The 16,694-nt window shown below is 52.8% G+C and carries 12 protein-coding genes; 7 read left to right on the top strand and 5 right to left on the bottom strand.

Annotated elements, in window-relative coordinates:
- Nucleotides 1–43 precede the first annotated feature (43 nt).
- Entirely contained in the window at nucleotides 44–2,914 is a 2,871-nt protein-coding gene (locus G6R38_RS14295) for a hypothetical protein (RefSeq protein ID WP_166826580.1), read from the bottom strand.
- Nucleotides 2,915–3,075: 161 nt separating this feature from the next.
- Between G6R38_RS14295 and G6R38_RS14290 the strand changes: the two genes are divergently transcribed.
- Together G6R38_RS14290 and G6R38_RS14285 are read left to right on the top strand one after the other, a co-directional pair.
- Nucleotides 3,076–3,846 carry an ECF-type sigma factor gene (locus G6R38_RS14290; RefSeq protein WP_166826577.1) on the top strand — a complete coding sequence of 257 codons (771 nt, stop codon included), beginning with the start codon at nucleotides 3,076–3,078 and terminating at the stop codon, nucleotides 3,844–3,846.
- Nucleotides 3,843–5,849: a protein kinase domain-containing protein gene (locus G6R38_RS14285; protein WP_166826574.1), complete on the top strand. Its 2,007-nt coding sequence runs from the start codon at nucleotides 3,843–3,845 to the stop codon at nucleotides 5,847–5,849. The genes G6R38_RS14290 and G6R38_RS14285 overlap by 4 nt, the downstream gene beginning before the upstream one ends.
- Nucleotides 5,850–5,994: 145 nt before the next feature.
- Here the strand turns inward: G6R38_RS14285 and G6R38_RS14280 are convergent, their stop codons facing one another.
- On the bottom strand, nucleotides 5,995–7,080 hold the full coding sequence (locus tag G6R38_RS14280) for an SGNH/GDSL hydrolase family protein (RefSeq protein ID WP_390881399.1): 1,086 nt from the start codon (nucleotides 7,078–7,080) through the stop codon (nucleotides 5,995–5,997).
- A 242-nt stretch (nucleotides 7,081–7,322) separates the two neighbouring features.
- Entirely contained in the window at nucleotides 7,323–8,387 is a 1,065-nt protein-coding gene (locus tag G6R38_RS14275) for an AraC family transcriptional regulator (RefSeq protein WP_240928198.1), read from the bottom strand.
- 445 nt (nucleotides 8,388–8,832) lie between these two features.
- On the opposite strand from G6R38_RS14275, the gene G6R38_RS14270 reads away from it, so the two are divergent.
- Entirely contained in the window at nucleotides 8,833–9,771 is a 939-nt protein-coding gene (locus G6R38_RS14270; protein ID WP_166826568.1) for a beta-propeller domain-containing protein, read from the top strand.
- A 249-nt stretch (nucleotides 9,772–10,020) separates the two neighbouring features.
- On the opposite strand, the gene G6R38_RS14265 is transcribed toward G6R38_RS14270, so the two are convergent.
- Nucleotides 10,021–11,241, bottom strand: a complete 1,221-nt coding sequence (locus tag G6R38_RS14265; RefSeq protein WP_166826565.1) for a glycosyltransferase family 4 protein — start codon at nucleotides 11,239–11,241, stop codon at nucleotides 10,021–10,023.
- Nucleotides 11,242–11,380: 139 nt separating this feature from the next.
- Entirely contained in the window at nucleotides 11,381–12,244 is an 864-nt protein-coding gene (locus tag G6R38_RS14260) for a hypothetical protein (RefSeq protein WP_166826562.1), read from the bottom strand.
- 597 nt (nucleotides 12,245–12,841) lie between these two features.
- Between G6R38_RS14260 and coaE the strand changes: the two genes are divergently transcribed.
- The 4 genes from coaE (at nucleotide 12,842) to nusB (ending at nucleotide 16,678) form a co-directional block, all read left to right on the top strand.
- Nucleotides 12,842–13,540 (top strand): dephospho-CoA kinase, encoded by a 699-nt coding sequence (gene coaE, locus G6R38_RS14255; RefSeq protein ID WP_166826559.1) that lies wholly within the window; start codon nucleotides 12,842–12,844, stop codon nucleotides 13,538–13,540.
- Nucleotides 13,541–13,715: 175 nt separating this feature from the next.
- A complete protein-coding gene (rho, locus tag G6R38_RS14250) occupies nucleotides 13,716–15,152 on the top strand; it encodes a transcription termination factor Rho (protein ID WP_390881395.1) in 1,437 nt (478 codons plus the stop codon).
- Between the two features lie 264 nt (nucleotides 15,153–15,416).
- Nucleotides 15,417–15,971 carry a 6,7-dimethyl-8-ribityllumazine synthase gene (ribH, locus tag G6R38_RS14245; protein WP_166826556.1) on the top strand — a complete coding sequence of 185 codons (555 nt, stop codon included), beginning with the start codon at nucleotides 15,417–15,419 and terminating at the stop codon, nucleotides 15,969–15,971.
- Nucleotides 15,972–16,264: 293 nt separating this feature from the next.
- Nucleotides 16,265–16,678 carry a transcription antitermination factor NusB gene (gene nusB, locus G6R38_RS14240; protein ID WP_166826552.1) on the top strand — a complete coding sequence of 138 codons (414 nt, stop codon included), beginning with the start codon at nucleotides 16,265–16,267 and terminating at the stop codon, nucleotides 16,676–16,678.
- Nucleotides 16,679–16,694: the final 16 nt, after the last annotated feature.

Here is a 16,694-nt window from a genome sequence, read left to right as displayed (position 1 = left end):
TAGTCCTGATCGTGACGAATCCCGGCAAGACTTCCGGCCCGCTTTAGAACTCGCTGTTCTCAAGGAGATTCTCGAAAAGCATGTCGAGGTCATCGCTGGATTGAATCGTGATTCGGAATGTTGTGGTTACGGTCGTATAACCGTCGAAAGCTGCAATTTGAACAATGACTTCGCCTGAGTAGCTATCGCCAGCACTGACGTTCAATACCCCATCGTTGACCGTTGCGAGTACGGGGATGGGTTGCGGGTCGGTCAGGTGATTGGGGTCGTCGTAAACATCAGTTCCTAACTCAGCGATGAGTTGACTTGTTTCAAAGCTTCCGCCCCATTGATAGAGATCGCCACTCGGCGTGATATAATGCCAAATGTTGTTAGCGTCCCGAATCCACTTCTCATTCTGACCAAGATAGTCGGTATAGAAATTGCCATTGTGCCAGAAGCCGTGTTCTTTATCGAGGATTGTCAATTCGTCGCCGAGCAGTTCAACCGTGTAACTGATGTCATGCCTATCAGCGTCCGTCGTCGGGAGAGAAATCTCCAGCACTTCGCCGGAAAACATTGTTTGGTCAAGTACCTCAAGTTCTGGAAGACTATTGATGACTTCAACTTGGAAGGCCGTACTAGCATCCGCACTGCCGTCCGAAACTGTTACGGTGACTTGAAAAATCCCTGTGTGAGTGCCAGGGGTTATGACGAGTTGCTCATCGACGATTTCCGCGGCCAGATCAAACTCAGTCGCATTGAGCAACCGGTGTGGGTCTTCGTAGTCTAACTCGGAAAGTGTCGCTAGTACCGTGCTGGACTCGAAACTCCCGCCCCAAACATTGAGAGTACCGTCGGGTAGGAGGAAGTACCAGCCCTCATCACCTTGCACCCATTTTTCGTCTTGCCCACCCCAGTTCAGCGCGAAGTTGTCGAGACTAACATCCTCATACAGGTGGTGTTCGCTCATGATTTGCACAGTGAGCGGTGTCTCCAACTCGACTGCGAAACTTAGTGAATCTCCATCCGCATCAGTTGCGGTGAGTTCGATGTTGAGCGGTGCTCCGCCGACTGTCAGTGTCGGATTTGGAATTGGCATGATCTGCGGCGGGCTGTTGCCGTCGTCCACGTTTCCGATCTCACTAAGGAAACTCAGTAGGTCCTCATCGGTTGCATCGGCCGATAAGTCGACGCCCGCTAGTTCATTCGGCACGACAGGTCTCACGAAACGTGCGTAGTCGAAACCAACGACTAAGTCGGGATTGAACGGTTCCGCCGGTGTTGGGTCGACGATGCCGGGTTGCAAGACGCTCGAGTTGTGGATGAAGGGATCAAAGTCGCTAGCTTTGTCCCAGTCGGAATAGGTGACTAGTCCGAGTTGCACCGTCTCGGGCATGTCAGGACGAGAGTATCGCTCGAGGACCTGCCAATCTTGACCAGGCAGTTGGTACATCGTGATCACGGAATTTCCGATTCGGGCGATTCGCAGCGTGGCTGTGTTAGCGTCTTGCCCGAGTGGGGTAAGTTGCAATTGAGAGTTGCTGTTGCGTGTGGACTTCACTTCGAAAGAGAATTCGCCGTTGGTTGCATGGCCCATCGAAAGAAAGACATAGTTTTCGCCGACGTTGGTGCCGTCGTCGAGTTGGCTTCCCAGTTGCCAGTCGACTGCCGGATCGGTGATGTCTCGCGGAGTGCGAATCATGATGCCTCCTAAAGAAAAGGCTGCATCATCGGGGATGTCATCGGCATCGCTGTCGCCCACGTCATCGCGGTCGCTGATATTGATCTGCGATGTGAATACAAAGTCTCCGCTGACTTCTTTATAGACCATCGGCCCGCGGTAGTCTTCGTACCAGACCACCGTATGTGGCTGCATCACCATATGACCAGGCTGGGTTTGATCGACGTCCCACGCTTGGAGTTGGTCAGTATTCCAACCTTCCGTTTCGTTGATTCGAAGCCAATCTGTTATAGAAGCGGGATTATCAAATTCATCGGAAAGAGATTCGATGTCATCGACTGGTTCAGTCGGATCGCCGAGGAAACTGAGGATCTGTTCGGCTGTCGCCGTATTGACCAAGTCAACTCCGTTGAGTTCGCTGGGAACCTCGGGGCGGGCGAAACGGGCGAAGTCAAAACCGACAACAAGATCGGGGTTAAAGGCTTCTGCCGGTGTCGGGTCGGTGATCCCTGGTTGTAGAACGCTGGAGTTATGGGTGAATGGGTCGAAGTCGTTGGCTTTGTTCCAGTCAGAGTATGTAACCAGACCGAGTTGCATTGTCTCTGGCATATCGGGGCGTGAATAGCGACGGTGTACCACCCAATCTTGTCCTGGTAGTTGATACATCGTGATCACGGAGTCGCCGATTCGAGCGATTCGCAAGGTCGCTGCGTTGGCTTCGTGCCCGAGTGGTGTCAGTTCCAACTGCGAGTTGCTATTCCGTGTTGTTTTCACTTCAAAGGAAAACTGCCCGTCGGTCGCATGTCCCATCGAGAGAAAAACGTAGTTTTCGCCGCTGTTTGTTCCATCATCGAGCTGACTTCCCGGTTGCCAATCGGCTGCCGGGTCCGTGATGTCCCGCGGCGTTCGAATCATAATGCCACCGAGGGAGTAAGCAGCATCGTCGGGGACGTTGTCTGCATCGCTGTCACCGAGATCGTCCCGGTCACCGATATTGACTTGCGTGGTGAAGATGAAGTCGCCAGTGACTTCCTTGAAGACCATTGGACCACGCCAGTTCTCGTACCACACCACGGTGTGAGGTTGCATGACCATACGCCCCGGTTGGGTCTGGTCGACATCCCACGCCTGAAGTTGGTCGGCATTCCAGCCTTCCGTTTCATTCACACGTTGCCAATCGGCGATGGAGGCGGGGTCATCGAATTCGTCAGAAAGCCCGGAAATATCGGAAACCGGGTTTCCCGAAAGCATTTGACGTTGTTCCAACACTTCGCCGACAGTTGGGACGTGAGATTGCTGGCTACGGCGGCGGGATTGTGGGTGTTTCGAGGAAAAAATGTTGGCAACAGATCGGTGTGACAGCATGATGGTGTCCTGGCTTGGTAGAAGTCGATAGTTCAGAAACTTTTTCAATGGCCCACACAAGGGGACTCGCCAACGGTGAGTTGCCGCGACACGGAAATTGGGATAAATTGCGATTCTCATGCGGGCTCTTGGTTTCCCTGGCAAATCGTCGCGACGCCACACGCCAAAACTCGTGGGAGAATCCCCACAAATTCCGAGCGACCGCTGAAGCGAGACCGGCTGTGAATGCAGAAGAAACCGTGACCATGTGGATCGCTCAACTGCGGCAAGGGGACGAGGCAGCTGCGCAGCAACTCTGGGAGCAATACTTCGGACGCATGGTTCGTCTGGCTCGCCGTCGCCTCGAGACCGCACGTCGAACTGCGGCCGACGAAGAAGATGTCGCGTTAAGTGCGTTCAAAAGTTTTTGCATGGGGGTTCAAGCCGGCCGGTTTCCGCAATTGACGGATCGAGATAGTTTGTGGCCGTTGCTGGTTGCGATTACGGCGAACAAGTCGGTCGATTTGATTCGGCATGAGAACCGACAGAAACGCCGCCAACCAACATCGCCGCAAGCAGATTCGCACGAGCGTGAATCGATTAGCCAAATTCTCAGTCGCGAACCCACTCCGGATTTGGCCGGGGAAATCGCCGAACTGTTTGAACGGCTGATGAACAAACTCGATTCCGCAGATGATCCCGATCTCAAACTGATCGCCATTCGCCGAATGCAAGGCGATTCCGCTGCCGAAATTGCAAACGATTTGGGTTGCGTCAAACGGACGATTGAACGCAAAGTCACACTGATCCGCAGGCTTTGGGAAGAAGAAAGCCGATGACGGTCCACCACTTCGACGACCTCCCCGAGGATGTGTTGCTGCAAATCAATCGGCTTTGCAACGATTACGAATCCGCATGTCGAGCCAGCCTCGGCGACACGCCTGCCATTGAGGAATGGCTTTCTGAACTGGACGAACAGCATCGGGTTGTTGCAATCTGGGAGTTATTGCCCGTTGAAGTTGCGTATCGACAAAAAGGCAACCAAGCGTGTCCATTGGACGAGTATGTACGTCGGTTTCCGAACCTCGATTCGCGTCGACTCCGGGATTGCCTTCAAGTAGAAACGCAAGTCGCCGAGAGCAATGAACCAACCCCAGCTAAATCAGTCGACAAGACACGCATGAACTCGGAAGAGACACATGTCCTTCCGAAGTCGATTGGTGACTATGAGATTGTTAGTCTACTCGGAAGTGGCGGTATGGGAGCTGTCTATCGTGCGGTTCACCGACACATGGATCGCACCGTGGCTCTTAAGGTGCTGCGGTCCGAGTTTAGTCGGGATCCACGACTGAAACAGCGTTTTCAACGGGAAGTCAAAGCGGCAGCTCGATTGTCTCATCCGAACATTGTGGCCGCATTCGATGCGAGGGAGGAAGATGGAGCCTATTGTCTCATCACCGAGTTCATTGACGCCGACGATCTGCGGACTCAGATTCGGCAGCACGGGCCGCTTTCGACCAACGATGCAATCGATGTTCTGATTCAAGTCGCGGATGGGCTGGAATATGCGCATAGTCAGGGCATTGTCCACCGTGATATCAAGCCGGCAAACTTGCTTCGCGATAAGACGGGAACCGTGAAGATTCTTGACATGGGCTTAGCTAGGTTCGAGCAACAACCAACTGATGACGACGGCACCGAACTCACTGCGACCGGGATGATGATGGGCACCGCGGAATATATCTCACCCGAGCAAGCCCGCAACTCGAAGAACGCTGACGTCCGCTCCGACATCTACAGCCTGGGATGCACATTCTTTTTCATGCTTACTGGGCGACCAATCTACCAGGGGGAATCGGTCTTTGATACAATTCTGGCGCACGGTGATCGGCCCATTCCGTCACTCCGCGAGGTGGTACTAGGCAACAACTCGCAAGCGTTGGACAACGTCTTTCAACGTATGGTCGCTAAACGTCCTGACGACCGATTCCAAACCGTGACGGAACTACTCGCCGCTCTAAAACCATTTGATTCATCCGAATCGGTTAGCCTCCGGGAACGCGAAGGTGAGGTGAATCGACATCAGTCCGCACGACAGTCCAATAGGCTTTGGATGAAGGGACTTACCATTGGCGGGATGGCCATCGGAATTACTGTCTTACTATGGATGATGTTTCAGCCGAACTCCGTGCCGGAAAATACGTCACACGCGCTTCGATTCAATGGTGAGTCCAGCTACGTATCAGCATCTTCGTTTGCCTTAGATCCCAAGGAACCAGTGACACTCGAAGTCATTTGCCAGATCGATCAGGTGCGATTATCGAATTTGATATCGTGTCTTGGTCCCGATTGGATCGCATTGTTCCTGACGTCCGATGGGAATTGGGGCGTGGCTAAACAGGTCGGAAATCGATCGGAATTAATCGTTGCCTTCGAACCTGCACAGATCGGTGTGCGATATCACATTGCTGGTGCGTGGGATGGACAACGACTCGATTTGTATGTCAATGGGCAACGTGTTGAAACGGGCTCTATGGGTTACAGAATGCCCGACACGCGTGGAGGACTTTTCATTGGTGGAGTTCCGCCAGACCTGTTGCCCCCAGGCGAGAACGACCGCTTTTTTGAGGGACGCATCGAAGCCGTTCGCATCTCTCAAGGCACTCGTTATACCGCTGCCTTTGAACCCCCGGCACAATTAACGAGTGATGATCTCACACTAGCCTTGTATCAATTTGAAGAAGGGGAAGGCGACACAGCACTCGATGCCTCTGGAAACAACCACGAGGCGACCTTGCAGAATGTCGAGTGGAGTCCGGTGACAACACAGGGATACGAATGAGACACTAACTAGGTGCTAGCATCTCATCCGTATAAACAAAGGATTTAATCGATATCGTTTTGATCGCAAAGGGTGCTGTCTGATAGAAGACCACAAGGAACAGATTTCTAAAGTCCACAACAGACACAGAAAACGCCATTTCGGCCTAGTCTTCGACTTGGGAAATGGCGTCCTTTAGTACCGGCAGAAACGCTTCAGCCTGCCGCATGAAACCCAGGTCACTTGCATGAGAACCGTCAGTTGCGCCTTCGGTATCATCCCCGTATAGCGTGTCGCCGGGGATGTAATAGAGATTCTTGATGCCGAGTTGTTTTAATTCCTTGTAGGCTGCCTTGAGTGCAGCATGATTCTTGTCGTGGTGTGCACGACGACTTGGGAGAATCCAATCGTTTGTGTTGCGTCGATCCTCGACCAAGATGATCGGCGTGTCAGGCCGAGCGGACCGAATCTGCTTCACGAGTGGCACGCATCGCTTCTCCACATCTCCCGCCGACATGTTTGGTAGACAGTCAATAACGTAAACCGCTGCATCGGTTTCGGTGAGATAGTCGGCGACTTCGGCATGCATTTTTCCATTGCCAGAGAACCCTAAGTTCACAACGGGTCGATCAAGCCATCGACCTAGAATAGCCGTGTGCACCATCCCCGGTCGACTAGCACAAGCACCATGGGTAATACTTGTACCATAAAAGATGATAGGTTTTGAATCTCGTGGCTTGAGCCCTTCGAAAGACGCATTCTTCGGTACGCCGATTTTGAGGTACTCGACACCGTTGTAGAGTGGCAAGTATGCCGCGTATTCCCGTTCACCTAGAGTCAGCCCCGAAATAATCTTCGTCTTGACATCTTGGCGCGTTGGCCGGGTGACTTGTACCCATTTCCAGACGCCGTCTTTGTCTTTGGCATAGAGATCAACGCCGCTGACGCCGGTGGCAGGCATGTGTGGCATCGCGATGCCACTGTCTTTGAGTCGGTAGTGTACATGGATTTCTTGCGCATCGGTCTTGAACCGCACCATCATACCGGCACTATCGCGACTAAGGTTCCACACGTTCTTGGTGACCTTACCATCAGCGGAAGCGGGCAACCGGTCGAACCAACGCTGACGCTCATGTTTCGGCAAGATCCGGCCTTCAATTCCCCAGTCTTGAACATCATGCCAAACCACACCGGACGCGTCGGTATCCTGTCCGAATATTGAGGTCTGAACTAGCACTAGCAAAGCTAGCATCATGAATGAAACTCGTCGTTGATGTTGCATGGTTCTTAATCTCACCTCGTATCGATTACAAAACGAACTGCTTTGATCACTCCGATCACAAGCGTTGAATATCTAAACAACTTCTGATGAAATATAAAAGGGTACGGATGGGATGGTGCACCCTTCCATGAGTTGTAATCGGGGACTGATGATGCCAAGAGTTGTCCGAAACCTCGGGCCAGTGTGGATCAGACTGTGAGGTCGTGTGTCGTCTAATCTGAGATTGAATTTAGTCGTCGCCGGTACTCGCCAGGTGTTTCGCCGACCTCTCGCTTGAAAACTGCACTAAGGCTTTCTTTGTGCGAGTATCCTGCTAAAGGCGTGATTTGCTCAAGCGTCATGTCTGTCTCGGTCAACAATTGTTTGACCTTAGCAATTTGCGAATTCGTAATTTCTTCGTGTGGAGTGCGGTTGAGTTCGCTACGAAACCGGCGTTCCAGCTGTCGTCTTGACAGCGTTGAGTATTGCACAACGTCACTCACATCAATGCCATCACAGGCATGTTCACGAATGAATCGACAGATACGGGCGACTTCCCGATCTTCGATTGCGCTGACTTGTGTCGACATCCGTTGAACAACACGTTTTGGGGGGATGTATTCGACAACTTCGGGTACAGCCCGACCGTTTAACATGGCGTCCAAGATTTCGGCAGCACGGTAGCCAACCCGTTCGGCGTCTGGACGAACACTTGATAACGGTGGATCACTAAGCGGGCAGATCGCGTCATCGTCATCGACTCCAATGACTCCGATATCATCCGGGACAGCTAGCCCTACCCCTCGACAAACATTGAGGACCTGCTGTCCTCGAATATCGTTACAAACAAAAAGACCCGTCGGCGGCTGGAGTGAGCCCAACCAAGTTGACATCGCTTCGGCGTCGACCAAGCCGGATTTTTCGAGCACCGATAGGGAAGCATTCCGTTCCCCAGGTGTCTCATAGATTGAGAGCGGGCAGCCGGTCTCTTCAACGAGTTCTCGGAAATACTGAACTCGCGTGTCGGAGTAATGAGCGAACTGAAACCCGCAAAACGCAAACCGGCGAAAACCACGGTCCCAAAGATGTTCGAACGCCAGTTCCGCGACCAAACGATCATCCGTTTCAACTTGGGGGATTCCTGGAAACCGACCGCTGCACCGGACATCGACGCATGGGACGCCGAGCTGACGAAGAGGGCCGATAGTAGATTGATCGACCCGCGCAATGACGCCATCAATTGGTGCCTCCTTCATCCAATCCGGTAAGTGGACGTCGATCGTCATCTCCTGGTGCATCAGAGACCAATCGCTTCGTGTCCGCGCGAACAGCGCAATGCCACGCAGGAGCCCCCGACCGTAAGTGCGAGATGACTCAACCAGCAAAGCAACCTTCCGTGTTCTTTTGACCCGTGGCGGCATTGGAGTAGTGGTGACCTTGTCCCGTGGTTCCGAACGCTGACGACTCATCACGGTTCAAGCGAATATCTTGTGCTCGGAGTCTTCTACTGACGAGTGATCAGCGTGTCGCAAATCGTTAATCACGTGTCGCATTCTATCCTCGACATTCGTGTGGCAAAAGCGACAATTGTGGATTCGGCCCAATCCGTCCGAGGATCGAATGCGTGATAAGATGCCTCAAAGGTCGATCACTTCGGGTGCCGGACCACGAACAAATTCAATGAGAATCGGCTCGGGCTCGAACGACCAACCCCGCCGTTTGATATCAGTGTCAGGACTTTCCATGAACTCGAAAATTCGATTGGTTCTTCTCGTTGCAGCGTCTTGCTGGCTTCCGGTTGTGCAGGCTCAGGACATCACTCATCGGTTTCTCGCCTGTGGCAAAAACACCTACATCATGGAAGCCGATGGCCAAGCAAGTTGGACTTATCCTGCGTCGACTCGCGATGGCTATGTTCTTGACGATGGCACAATTGTTCTGACGCTGAGTCGATCGAAAAAGTATCGCGGCGGGGCGGTTGTTAGTATCTCGCCGAAAGGTCAGGAGACGCTAATCTGGAAAGGTACCCAAAGCGAAGTTAACAGTGCCGAGCCAACTCGAGAGGGTCACTTTGTGATTACGGAGGCCGGCAAGAATCCGAGACTCTTGGAAGTTAACCCTGACGGAAAAATCCTGGTGGAATTTCCTTTGGCCTGCCAGAAGAAAAATCATCATATGCAGACTCGAATGGCGAGGAAAACCGCCGAGGGAACTTACCTCGTTCCGCACCTCTTAGATTTCGCGGTCTACCACTATTCATCCGACGGTGAAGTTCTTGATCGACTCGATACGACCGTCTCTGGCGACACCGATCACAACGTTCACACCTGGCCATTTACGGCAATCCGACATGGTGACGGACACACACTCGTCTGTTGCACCCATGGAAATCGTGTTGTCGATTTTGATAATCAGGGAGAAATTGTCTGGACGCTCACCAACGACGATCTACCCGGCGACTGGCTTCAAGATCCTTGCGGAGCCCAAGTTCTTCCGAATGGTCACATCGTGATCACAAGTTATGCCGGCGGACGCATTGATCCCTACGCGCCTAAGTTATTCGAGGTGACTCGGGCCAAGAAAGTCGTTTGGAAATATGTGGATGGTCTGTCGACCGGAATCCATCATTTTCAGATTCTGACTACGAACGGCGAACCGGTGCCAGGAGCCGCCTTGAAGTAGGTGCATATTGCACATATCAGCCCGTGAATTCTTTCGATTCCTGACATCAGGCAGTTCAAGTGACATTCGTTGTCAAAGCCAATTATGCCGCACGACGACTGACACATCATGTCGTCGTTGTTCGGGTAACGATGGTGTAAGGTCTCCCCGCTGTTCCGAACGTTCTCTATGGAAGCACAGACGTCGAGAGACGGAACAATCGTTGTCTAAAGAATTCAATTGAGTGAAGTGGTAGACGGAAACGAAGAATTAGACGCGAACATCCGCTGGAGTGTTTGCATCGAGTGTTAGTTCGGACTCTGGAGCGGGACTCGCATTCAGCACTCCCTCGTAGATGTTAATTAGCAACTCGTAATTCTTTTCGGATGTATATCGTTCTTCGTAGGTGTCTCGCGCAGCGCGACGCATTTTGAGCAGGTCGACATTATCCCAGATTTCCCGCATTCGATCAGCAAAGCTATCAGCATCGCCAGGAATGAAATGCAGACCGTTATGGCCGTGTTCAACAAGGTCGATCATGGCACCGCAGCGAGACGCCACCACCGGCGTGCCCTTCGCAAAGGCCTCAATCATGGAGAGGCCAAAGGGTTCGAGCCAAACGGATGGAAAAACGAGACAACGTGCTTCACCGATGAGATCAAGAACTTCGTCGTGTGAGCGTTGTCCGAGCCATTCAATCGACGGATTTTGTTCCGTGGCCGTTCGGACTTGCTCGGCCATTGGCCCATCACCGATGATCTTGAGGGGAATTCGATTCTCGAAACGCTTCCAAGTCTCAAGGAGAGTTTCGATTCCCTTTTCCGGTGAAAGTCGCCCGACGAAGATGGCGTATTCTCCCGATCCACTTCCGATGCCCGGATCATGACTGACAAAGTTCGGCTTGACGACGATCTGTTCCGGGGAGATGCCACCCTCAATGAATAAGTTTTGGCCAGAATCGGTCAACGCGATGTAGCGATCCACTTGATTTTGCCACGTGCCAAGCGCCCAGCGTGTGGCCAACATGGCGGCCGTCACGGCCGACGCGGAGCGACTACCGCGATAGCAGCGATGCATCACCGCCGGCCAGAAGGTTCGCGTTGTCATACATTTTTGGCAGATTGAGCCGTCACGCACCATTTGGGCTTTGGGACAGAGCAATCGATAGTTGTGCAGCGTCTGAACAACCGGCACCCCCTCCGCCTTGGCAGCCGCGTACGCGGACGGCGAAATCAACGGGAAGATATTGGTGCAGTGCATGACGTCCGGACGTTCTCGGCGAATCAATGATCGAATCTCACGATACGATTCACGGTTCGAAAACGTCTTCTTCGCCAATGCCAAACTGTTCAACTGGTCAACTTCGTCGTTGTGACGTGTATATCGAATGACCTGATGACCGTGTGATTCCATCAACGTGCCCTCCGCGGCGAAGACCTGGTCTTCACCACCGGGACGCTGGTAGAAATTGTGACACTGAAGAATTTTCATCGATGGCTGCTTCCTTTTCGATGCGACGTGCCATCGGCTTTCCGTGGTCGCCGAGTCGGTTCCGAACCCAGCACTTGTGTGGCTGCCGTTCCGCGGTTTGCTGCGTCTTTGATTGTCGTTGCTAGCTCGCCGATCATTTCTACATCCCTTGTGCGACCAACGTTGGTGCTTGTATCGGGGTTGCGCGAAACGGTTCGCTAATCTGGTTCCACAGGCGGTGCCAACGCGAGTACTGACGAGACAATCTCTTCACAATAGCACGTGGCGAGTCGCTCGCAGCCATTTGGAATCGGCCCCAAACGAAGGGATTTGAACGTAAGTCAACCGATTGTTGCTGATTGGTAATACAAGCGACGGCCCCCACAGCCATCGCGATCTCTTCATACTCAGAGCCCCAAATCCCTGAATTTACGGGAAAGACGAGGACTGGCTGCGTTACCGCAAAGATGGATTCCAAGCTTTCAACGCCTGTTGACATTTCCCGATAGAACTCGAGGGAGTGCGGTTTGGAATCACCTTGTGCAATGGGTTGGACCCCAAAGTCGACTAACCCGGTCAACGCCCAGCGATGCCAAGCATCATGATCTTGGGGAGACATCGCCGCTAACTGAGCAGCGTCAAAAAGAACGGTGACGGAAACGTTCAGCGAAATCAGTTCTCGAATCAATCGGGAATCTGGCTGAGCGTGTTCGGATTCGAGCGTAACAGCTAGGGTTCTTTCGGCAATCGGCTCCTCGCGGCGGACACGTTCCATCGCTGAATACAATGAACGGAACTGAAAACCGGCATCGTGAAGAGCGTCAAACTGTTGCTTCAGCAATGGCACATAACGACCGTCGGCGTGTTGGCTTCCGATCGAATCTCCACCGATACTGAGCACTGCAATTCGATCAGAGGACGACTTGGTGGGGGCTTTCTGTCGGGGCATGGGACAGAGGGACGCCAGCGATGGAGTGATGGCTTCTGATAATCCGATTTTCCGATCGCGATTGGTCATAGGCATAGGGGCGGGATTGAGGAGAGGTGGGTTGTGAGGGCGGTGAAACATACCTTCGGGCGGCGTGATGTCAAAAAGAATCCGAGTGTCGCAATCGAATCGATCGAACTTTTCAAAATCATCGCCGATTGAACCGGCAAAATGCTTTTTTTCGGCCCACGACGTGACATTGGTGCGTATAATGGCGGTGGTTTTCGAGTTTGCGGGGGATCGGTTTTCTCACCTCGAGAAAAAGAAATGAAGTCAGCCATTTGTCGTTGACAGTGAGAATTGAATACGGCAACATGGAACCAACGGGTGCCCAAATCGCCCCCGATCTTCACTCTTGCGGAATTCAGATTTCGTCCCCAGCAATACGAAGCCAATTTGTCGCTTGTGTTCGGTCTGCCCCATATCGATTCCATAAATTGCTCCCCATCACGACATCAACATTCTTCGCCAAACTCATCAGCTGAATGGGATCTCTCAGAACTGCCTAACGTCATGTGCATTTAGCTGACAGTCTTTCACTGACCTTACTGCCTCGAATCATCAAATCATCGAACATGTCGGCGACGGCATGGGTTTTTCTAATCCTGTTTACTTCTTTGTGAGTTCTCTCCGGTGAATGCCATCTCAAATCGGCAGCTTCCTTTAATTGGAATTGTCGGCGGCATTGGGTCCGGGAAATCGTCGGTCGCAAGACATGTGGCTGATCGTTTCCCCATCCGGGTGCTCGACGCAGACAGCGCCGGGCATGCAGTTCTCGAAGAAGACGTCGTCAAAACGCAGATTCGAAACCAGTTTGGCGATGAAGTGTTCAATGAGTCGGGGGCGGTGGATCGGAAGATTTTGGGGCGACGAGTTTTTGGCGATTCGCCCGCGTGTCGCGAGCAACTTGACCAACTTGAACGAATCGTTCACCCCCGCATTCGGAAGCGACTTTTGGCTCAGATCAAGACGATCCGCGACAACGAACCAAATGTCCAAGCCATTGTTCTCGATGCTCCAATTTTGTTCGAGACGGGTTGGCACGAATTGTGTGATGCGGTCGTCTTCATCGATGTCCCGCATGACATTCGCCAACAGCGATTGCAAACAGGACGGGGATGGAGCCAAGATGAGCTGATCCGACGGGAGGCCAATCAACTCCCGCTTGAGGAGAAGCAGACACGGTCCGATTGGACCATTCGTAACACTGGCGAACTGGAAGACTCTGCTCGACAGTTCGCAGAATTTTGGAACACGCGTTTTTCTTCACCGCTCAGATCGGCATTTCACGACGATACCGTACTCGAAGAAACGCAGCCATATGTCGAATGAATAGACACCACGAAGCAAGATCAATGGGTACCCCCTTTGAATTGACGATCACCCCAGCCTGAGACTCTCAACTCCTAGCTACTAACCTCCTTCGTTCTGAGCCCGCATTGCTCACAGATCACACGTCGTGATCTGCATCTTGAGCAAATGGCTTCTGAAACCAAGGCCACTCACCATGCCCAAATCATCCAAATCATCCTCTGAAGCAACCGAATCGGCAACCAGCACCGCAATCAAGGACGCACCGTTGAGTGCGGTCCGCCGTTCGTCCCGTCAGAATTCCAGCTCGAACACATCGAGTGGTAGTGGCGGGCGGGATAAGAAGGACACGCCGGATCTCTCAGACTCCGATATCCATATCGCCGAACTCCAGCGGATGACGATGAAAGAGCTGCTGGATCTGGCTAGGAAAGAGGGATTGAGCGAGTACACAGGACTGAAGAAACAGGACCTCATCTTCAAGATTCTCAAAGAACAAACGAAGATGAACGGCCTGATGTTCGGTGAAGGAACACTGGAGATCCTTCCGGACGGATTCGGGTTTCTGCGAAGTCCCGATTATCATTACCTCCCCTGCCCTGACGATATTTACGTTTCGCCAAGTCAAATTCGACGGTTCGGTTTGCGAACTGGGGCGACAGTGGCTGGTCAGATTCGGCCGCCGAAAGAAAACGAACGTTACTTCGCGTTGCTGCGTGTGGAAGCCATCAACGGAGAGGACCCGAACATCCTTTCCGACAAGGTGTTTTTTGACGATCTAACACCTCTACACCCAGAAACCCGGTTGCGGCTTTCGACCGATCCAAACATGCTCAGCACACGGGCCGTTGACATCGTGGCCCCGATCGGCATGGGACAACGCGGTTTGATCGTCTCGCCGCCACGGGCGGGGAAAACCATCCTGCTTCAACAACTCGCCCAGGCAACGCTCAAGAACCATCCCGATGCATACGTCATCATGTTGCTCATCGACGAGCGGCCGGAAGAAGTCACCGAGATGGAGCGGCATGTCAAAGGCCGTAATAGCGAAGTGATTTCCAGCACCTTCGATGAACCGCCGAGTCGACACATTCAAGTCTCGGAGATGGTGATCGAGAAAGCCAAACGCATGGTGGAGTACGGCCACGATGTGATCATTTTCCTCGATTCCATTACACGACTCGCTCGTGCCTGGAACACGGAAGTGCCGCACTCTGGGAAAATTCTGACGGGTGGTGTCGACGCGAACGCATTGCAGCACCCGAAACGATTCTTCGGAGCGGCTCGAAATGTGGAGGAAGGCGGGAGCTTGACCATCATCGCGACGGCTCTCGTCGACACTGGTAGCAAGATGGACGAGGTGATCTTCGAAGAGTTCAAAGGCACCGGCAACACGGAACTGCATCTCGACCGGCGACTCGTCGAAAAACGTGTGTGGCCTGCGATTGATGTCAACAAGTCCGGCACACGTCGTGAGGAATTGTTGATGGATGAAGAGGAACTTCGCCGCGTGTGGATTCTCCGACGAGTCCTGAACGACATGAACCCCGTCGAGGCTATGGAACTGCTGACGAACCGCATGAGACGGACCAAAACCAACGAAGAATTCCTGCTCAGTATGAACCTAGGCTGATTTTGCCAGCGAAAAGAGCTGTCATTCGGTGATGCCGTTTCACCATCGTTGTCATCGATGGCAAAACAGTGATTCATGGCCAATGGTCCCACGGACCTGGCGTAGCAATGCTCTGAGTCAACAATCGGACCGAATGCGTCAGTCGCGGCATCAAAACACGAGCCGCCTTCGGTCATTGCTCTTTGCTTCGTCATTGATGCTCCTGTTCTTGGGCCAAGCCACGTCGGGAAAGACACAACAACCGTCGGATCAGATTGAAGTCGAATGGCTGACTACCGGTTCGTCGAGAAGTTGCTACGATCCACGGGTCCATATTTGATCAAAACATGTCGTGAGGTAACGAAGTTGGCAAACACGATTGAAGGCGAATTATTGGCGAGCGATGGTGCGTATGCGGTTGTTGTTTCGCGATTTAACAGCTTGGTGACGGATCGCTTGCTTGAAGGCGCTTTGGATACGCTCCGCCGACATGGTACGCCGGACGATCGCGTTACGATTGTCCGTGTTCCGGGAGCGTTCGAGATTCCCGTGGTCGCCGATCGCTTGGCAAAGAGCGGCCAGTTCGTTGCCGTGATCTGTCTGGGAGCGGTCATCCAGGGCCAAACCACTCATCATGAGTACATCAATCAACAACTGGCAGCCGGTCTGATGCAAACCAGTCACGAAACGGGGCTACCAGTTTCGTTCGGTGTGCTGACTTGCCAGTCGATGGAACAAGCCATGGACCGAGCCGGCGGCAAAGCCGGGAACAAAGGTGTCGAAGCTACGTTGGCGGCTATCGAAACAGTCAACGTGTTGCGGAAGCTCGACCAAATCTAGCCTTCAAGTATCGGCTTTGTCTGCGGTTCGCCCCGGAAGGACAATTCCGAGGCGATTGGGAATGGCAAACCGCGCTCTAGACAGTTCTGCCGCACCGAGTCAGAATTGAATACAACGCTCAAGCAGTGCGGTGAGACTGTGAATCTGGGGATCGTTGGTCGCCCAGATCAATGATGAAATCAACGATCGTCTTTTTGGAACCAGTCGTCATGGCTCTCTAAGCAGAGCCATGTTGATATGATCTCAGTTAACATCAACTGGACTCGCGCCCCTTGGGGCATTCGGAAGGAATCATGGCTCGTCGTAGTAAAGCCCGTGAAGTCGCATTGCAAATGCTCTATCAAATGGATGTCAATGCGGACACCGACCCCAAATCGGTGCGTTTTCAGATTGCGGAGGAAATTTCCGAACCCGATCTCTGTGAATTCGCCTGGCAGGTCTTTGCTGGCGTGATGGAATGCCGCGCGGACGTTGATGCCCGTTTAGAGACGGTTGCCGAGAACTGGAGTTTGTCCCGCATGGCAATCACGGATCGAAATGCGTTGCGGATCGGAGCCTTTGAGATCTTGCACAGTGACACGCCGTATCAGGTTGCCATCGACGAAGCGATCGAACTGGCTCGGAAGTTTGGCTCAGCTCAGTCTCCGCAGTTCGTCAATGGCTTGCTCGACAAACTTGTGACGGCCGATCGGAAATCGGATCGTTAGACCATCGAGCCGATTG

Source organism: Thalassoroseus pseudoceratinae, assembly GCF_011634775.1.
GTDB lineage: Bacteria > Planctomycetota > Planctomycetia > Planctomycetales > Planctomycetaceae > Thalassoroseus > Thalassoroseus pseudoceratinae.
The sequence above is the reverse complement of the archived record's forward strand: the minus strand, read 5'-3'. Positions and strand labels throughout refer to the sequence as shown.

Bases quoted from the DNA above. Each gene is read 5' to 3' on its own strand.
- G6R38_RS14295 (WP_166826580.1), bottom strand. From the start codon at position 2,914: ATGCTTTCGGGAAACCCGGTTTCCGATATTTCCGGGCTTTCTGACGAA.
- G6R38_RS14290 (WP_166826577.1), top strand. From the start codon at position 3,076: ATGGCCCACACAAGGGGACTCGCCAACGGTGAGTTGCCGCGACACGGA.
- G6R38_RS14285 (WP_166826574.1), top strand. From the start codon at position 3,843: ATGACGGTCCACCACTTCGACGACCTCCCCGAGGATGTGTTGCTGCAA.
- G6R38_RS14280 (WP_390881399.1), bottom strand. From the start codon at position 7,080: ATGCTAGCTTTGCTAGTGCTAGTTCAGACCTCAATATTCGGACAGGAT.
- G6R38_RS14275 (WP_240928198.1), bottom strand. From the start codon at position 8,387: ATGCACCAGGAGATGACGATCGACGTCCACTTACCGGATTGGATGAAG.
- G6R38_RS14270 (WP_166826568.1), top strand. From the start codon at position 8,833: ATGAACTCGAAAATTCGATTGGTTCTTCTCGTTGCAGCGTCTTGCTGG.
- G6R38_RS14265 (WP_166826565.1), bottom strand. From the start codon at position 11,241: ATGAAAATTCTTCAGTGTCACAATTTCTACCAGCGTCCCGGTGGTGAA.
- G6R38_RS14260 (WP_166826562.1), bottom strand. From the start codon at position 12,244: ATGCCTATGACCAATCGCGATCGGAAAATCGGATTATCAGAAGCCATC.
- rho (WP_390881395.1), top strand. From the start codon at position 13,716: ATGCCCAAATCATCCAAATCATCCTCTGAAGCAACCGAATCGGCAACC.
- ribH (WP_166826556.1), top strand. From the start codon at position 15,417: ATGGCTGACTACCGGTTCGTCGAGAAGTTGCTACGATCCACGGGTCCA.
- nusB (WP_166826552.1), top strand. From the start codon at position 16,265: ATGGCTCGTCGTAGTAAAGCCCGTGAAGTCGCATTGCAAATGCTCTAT.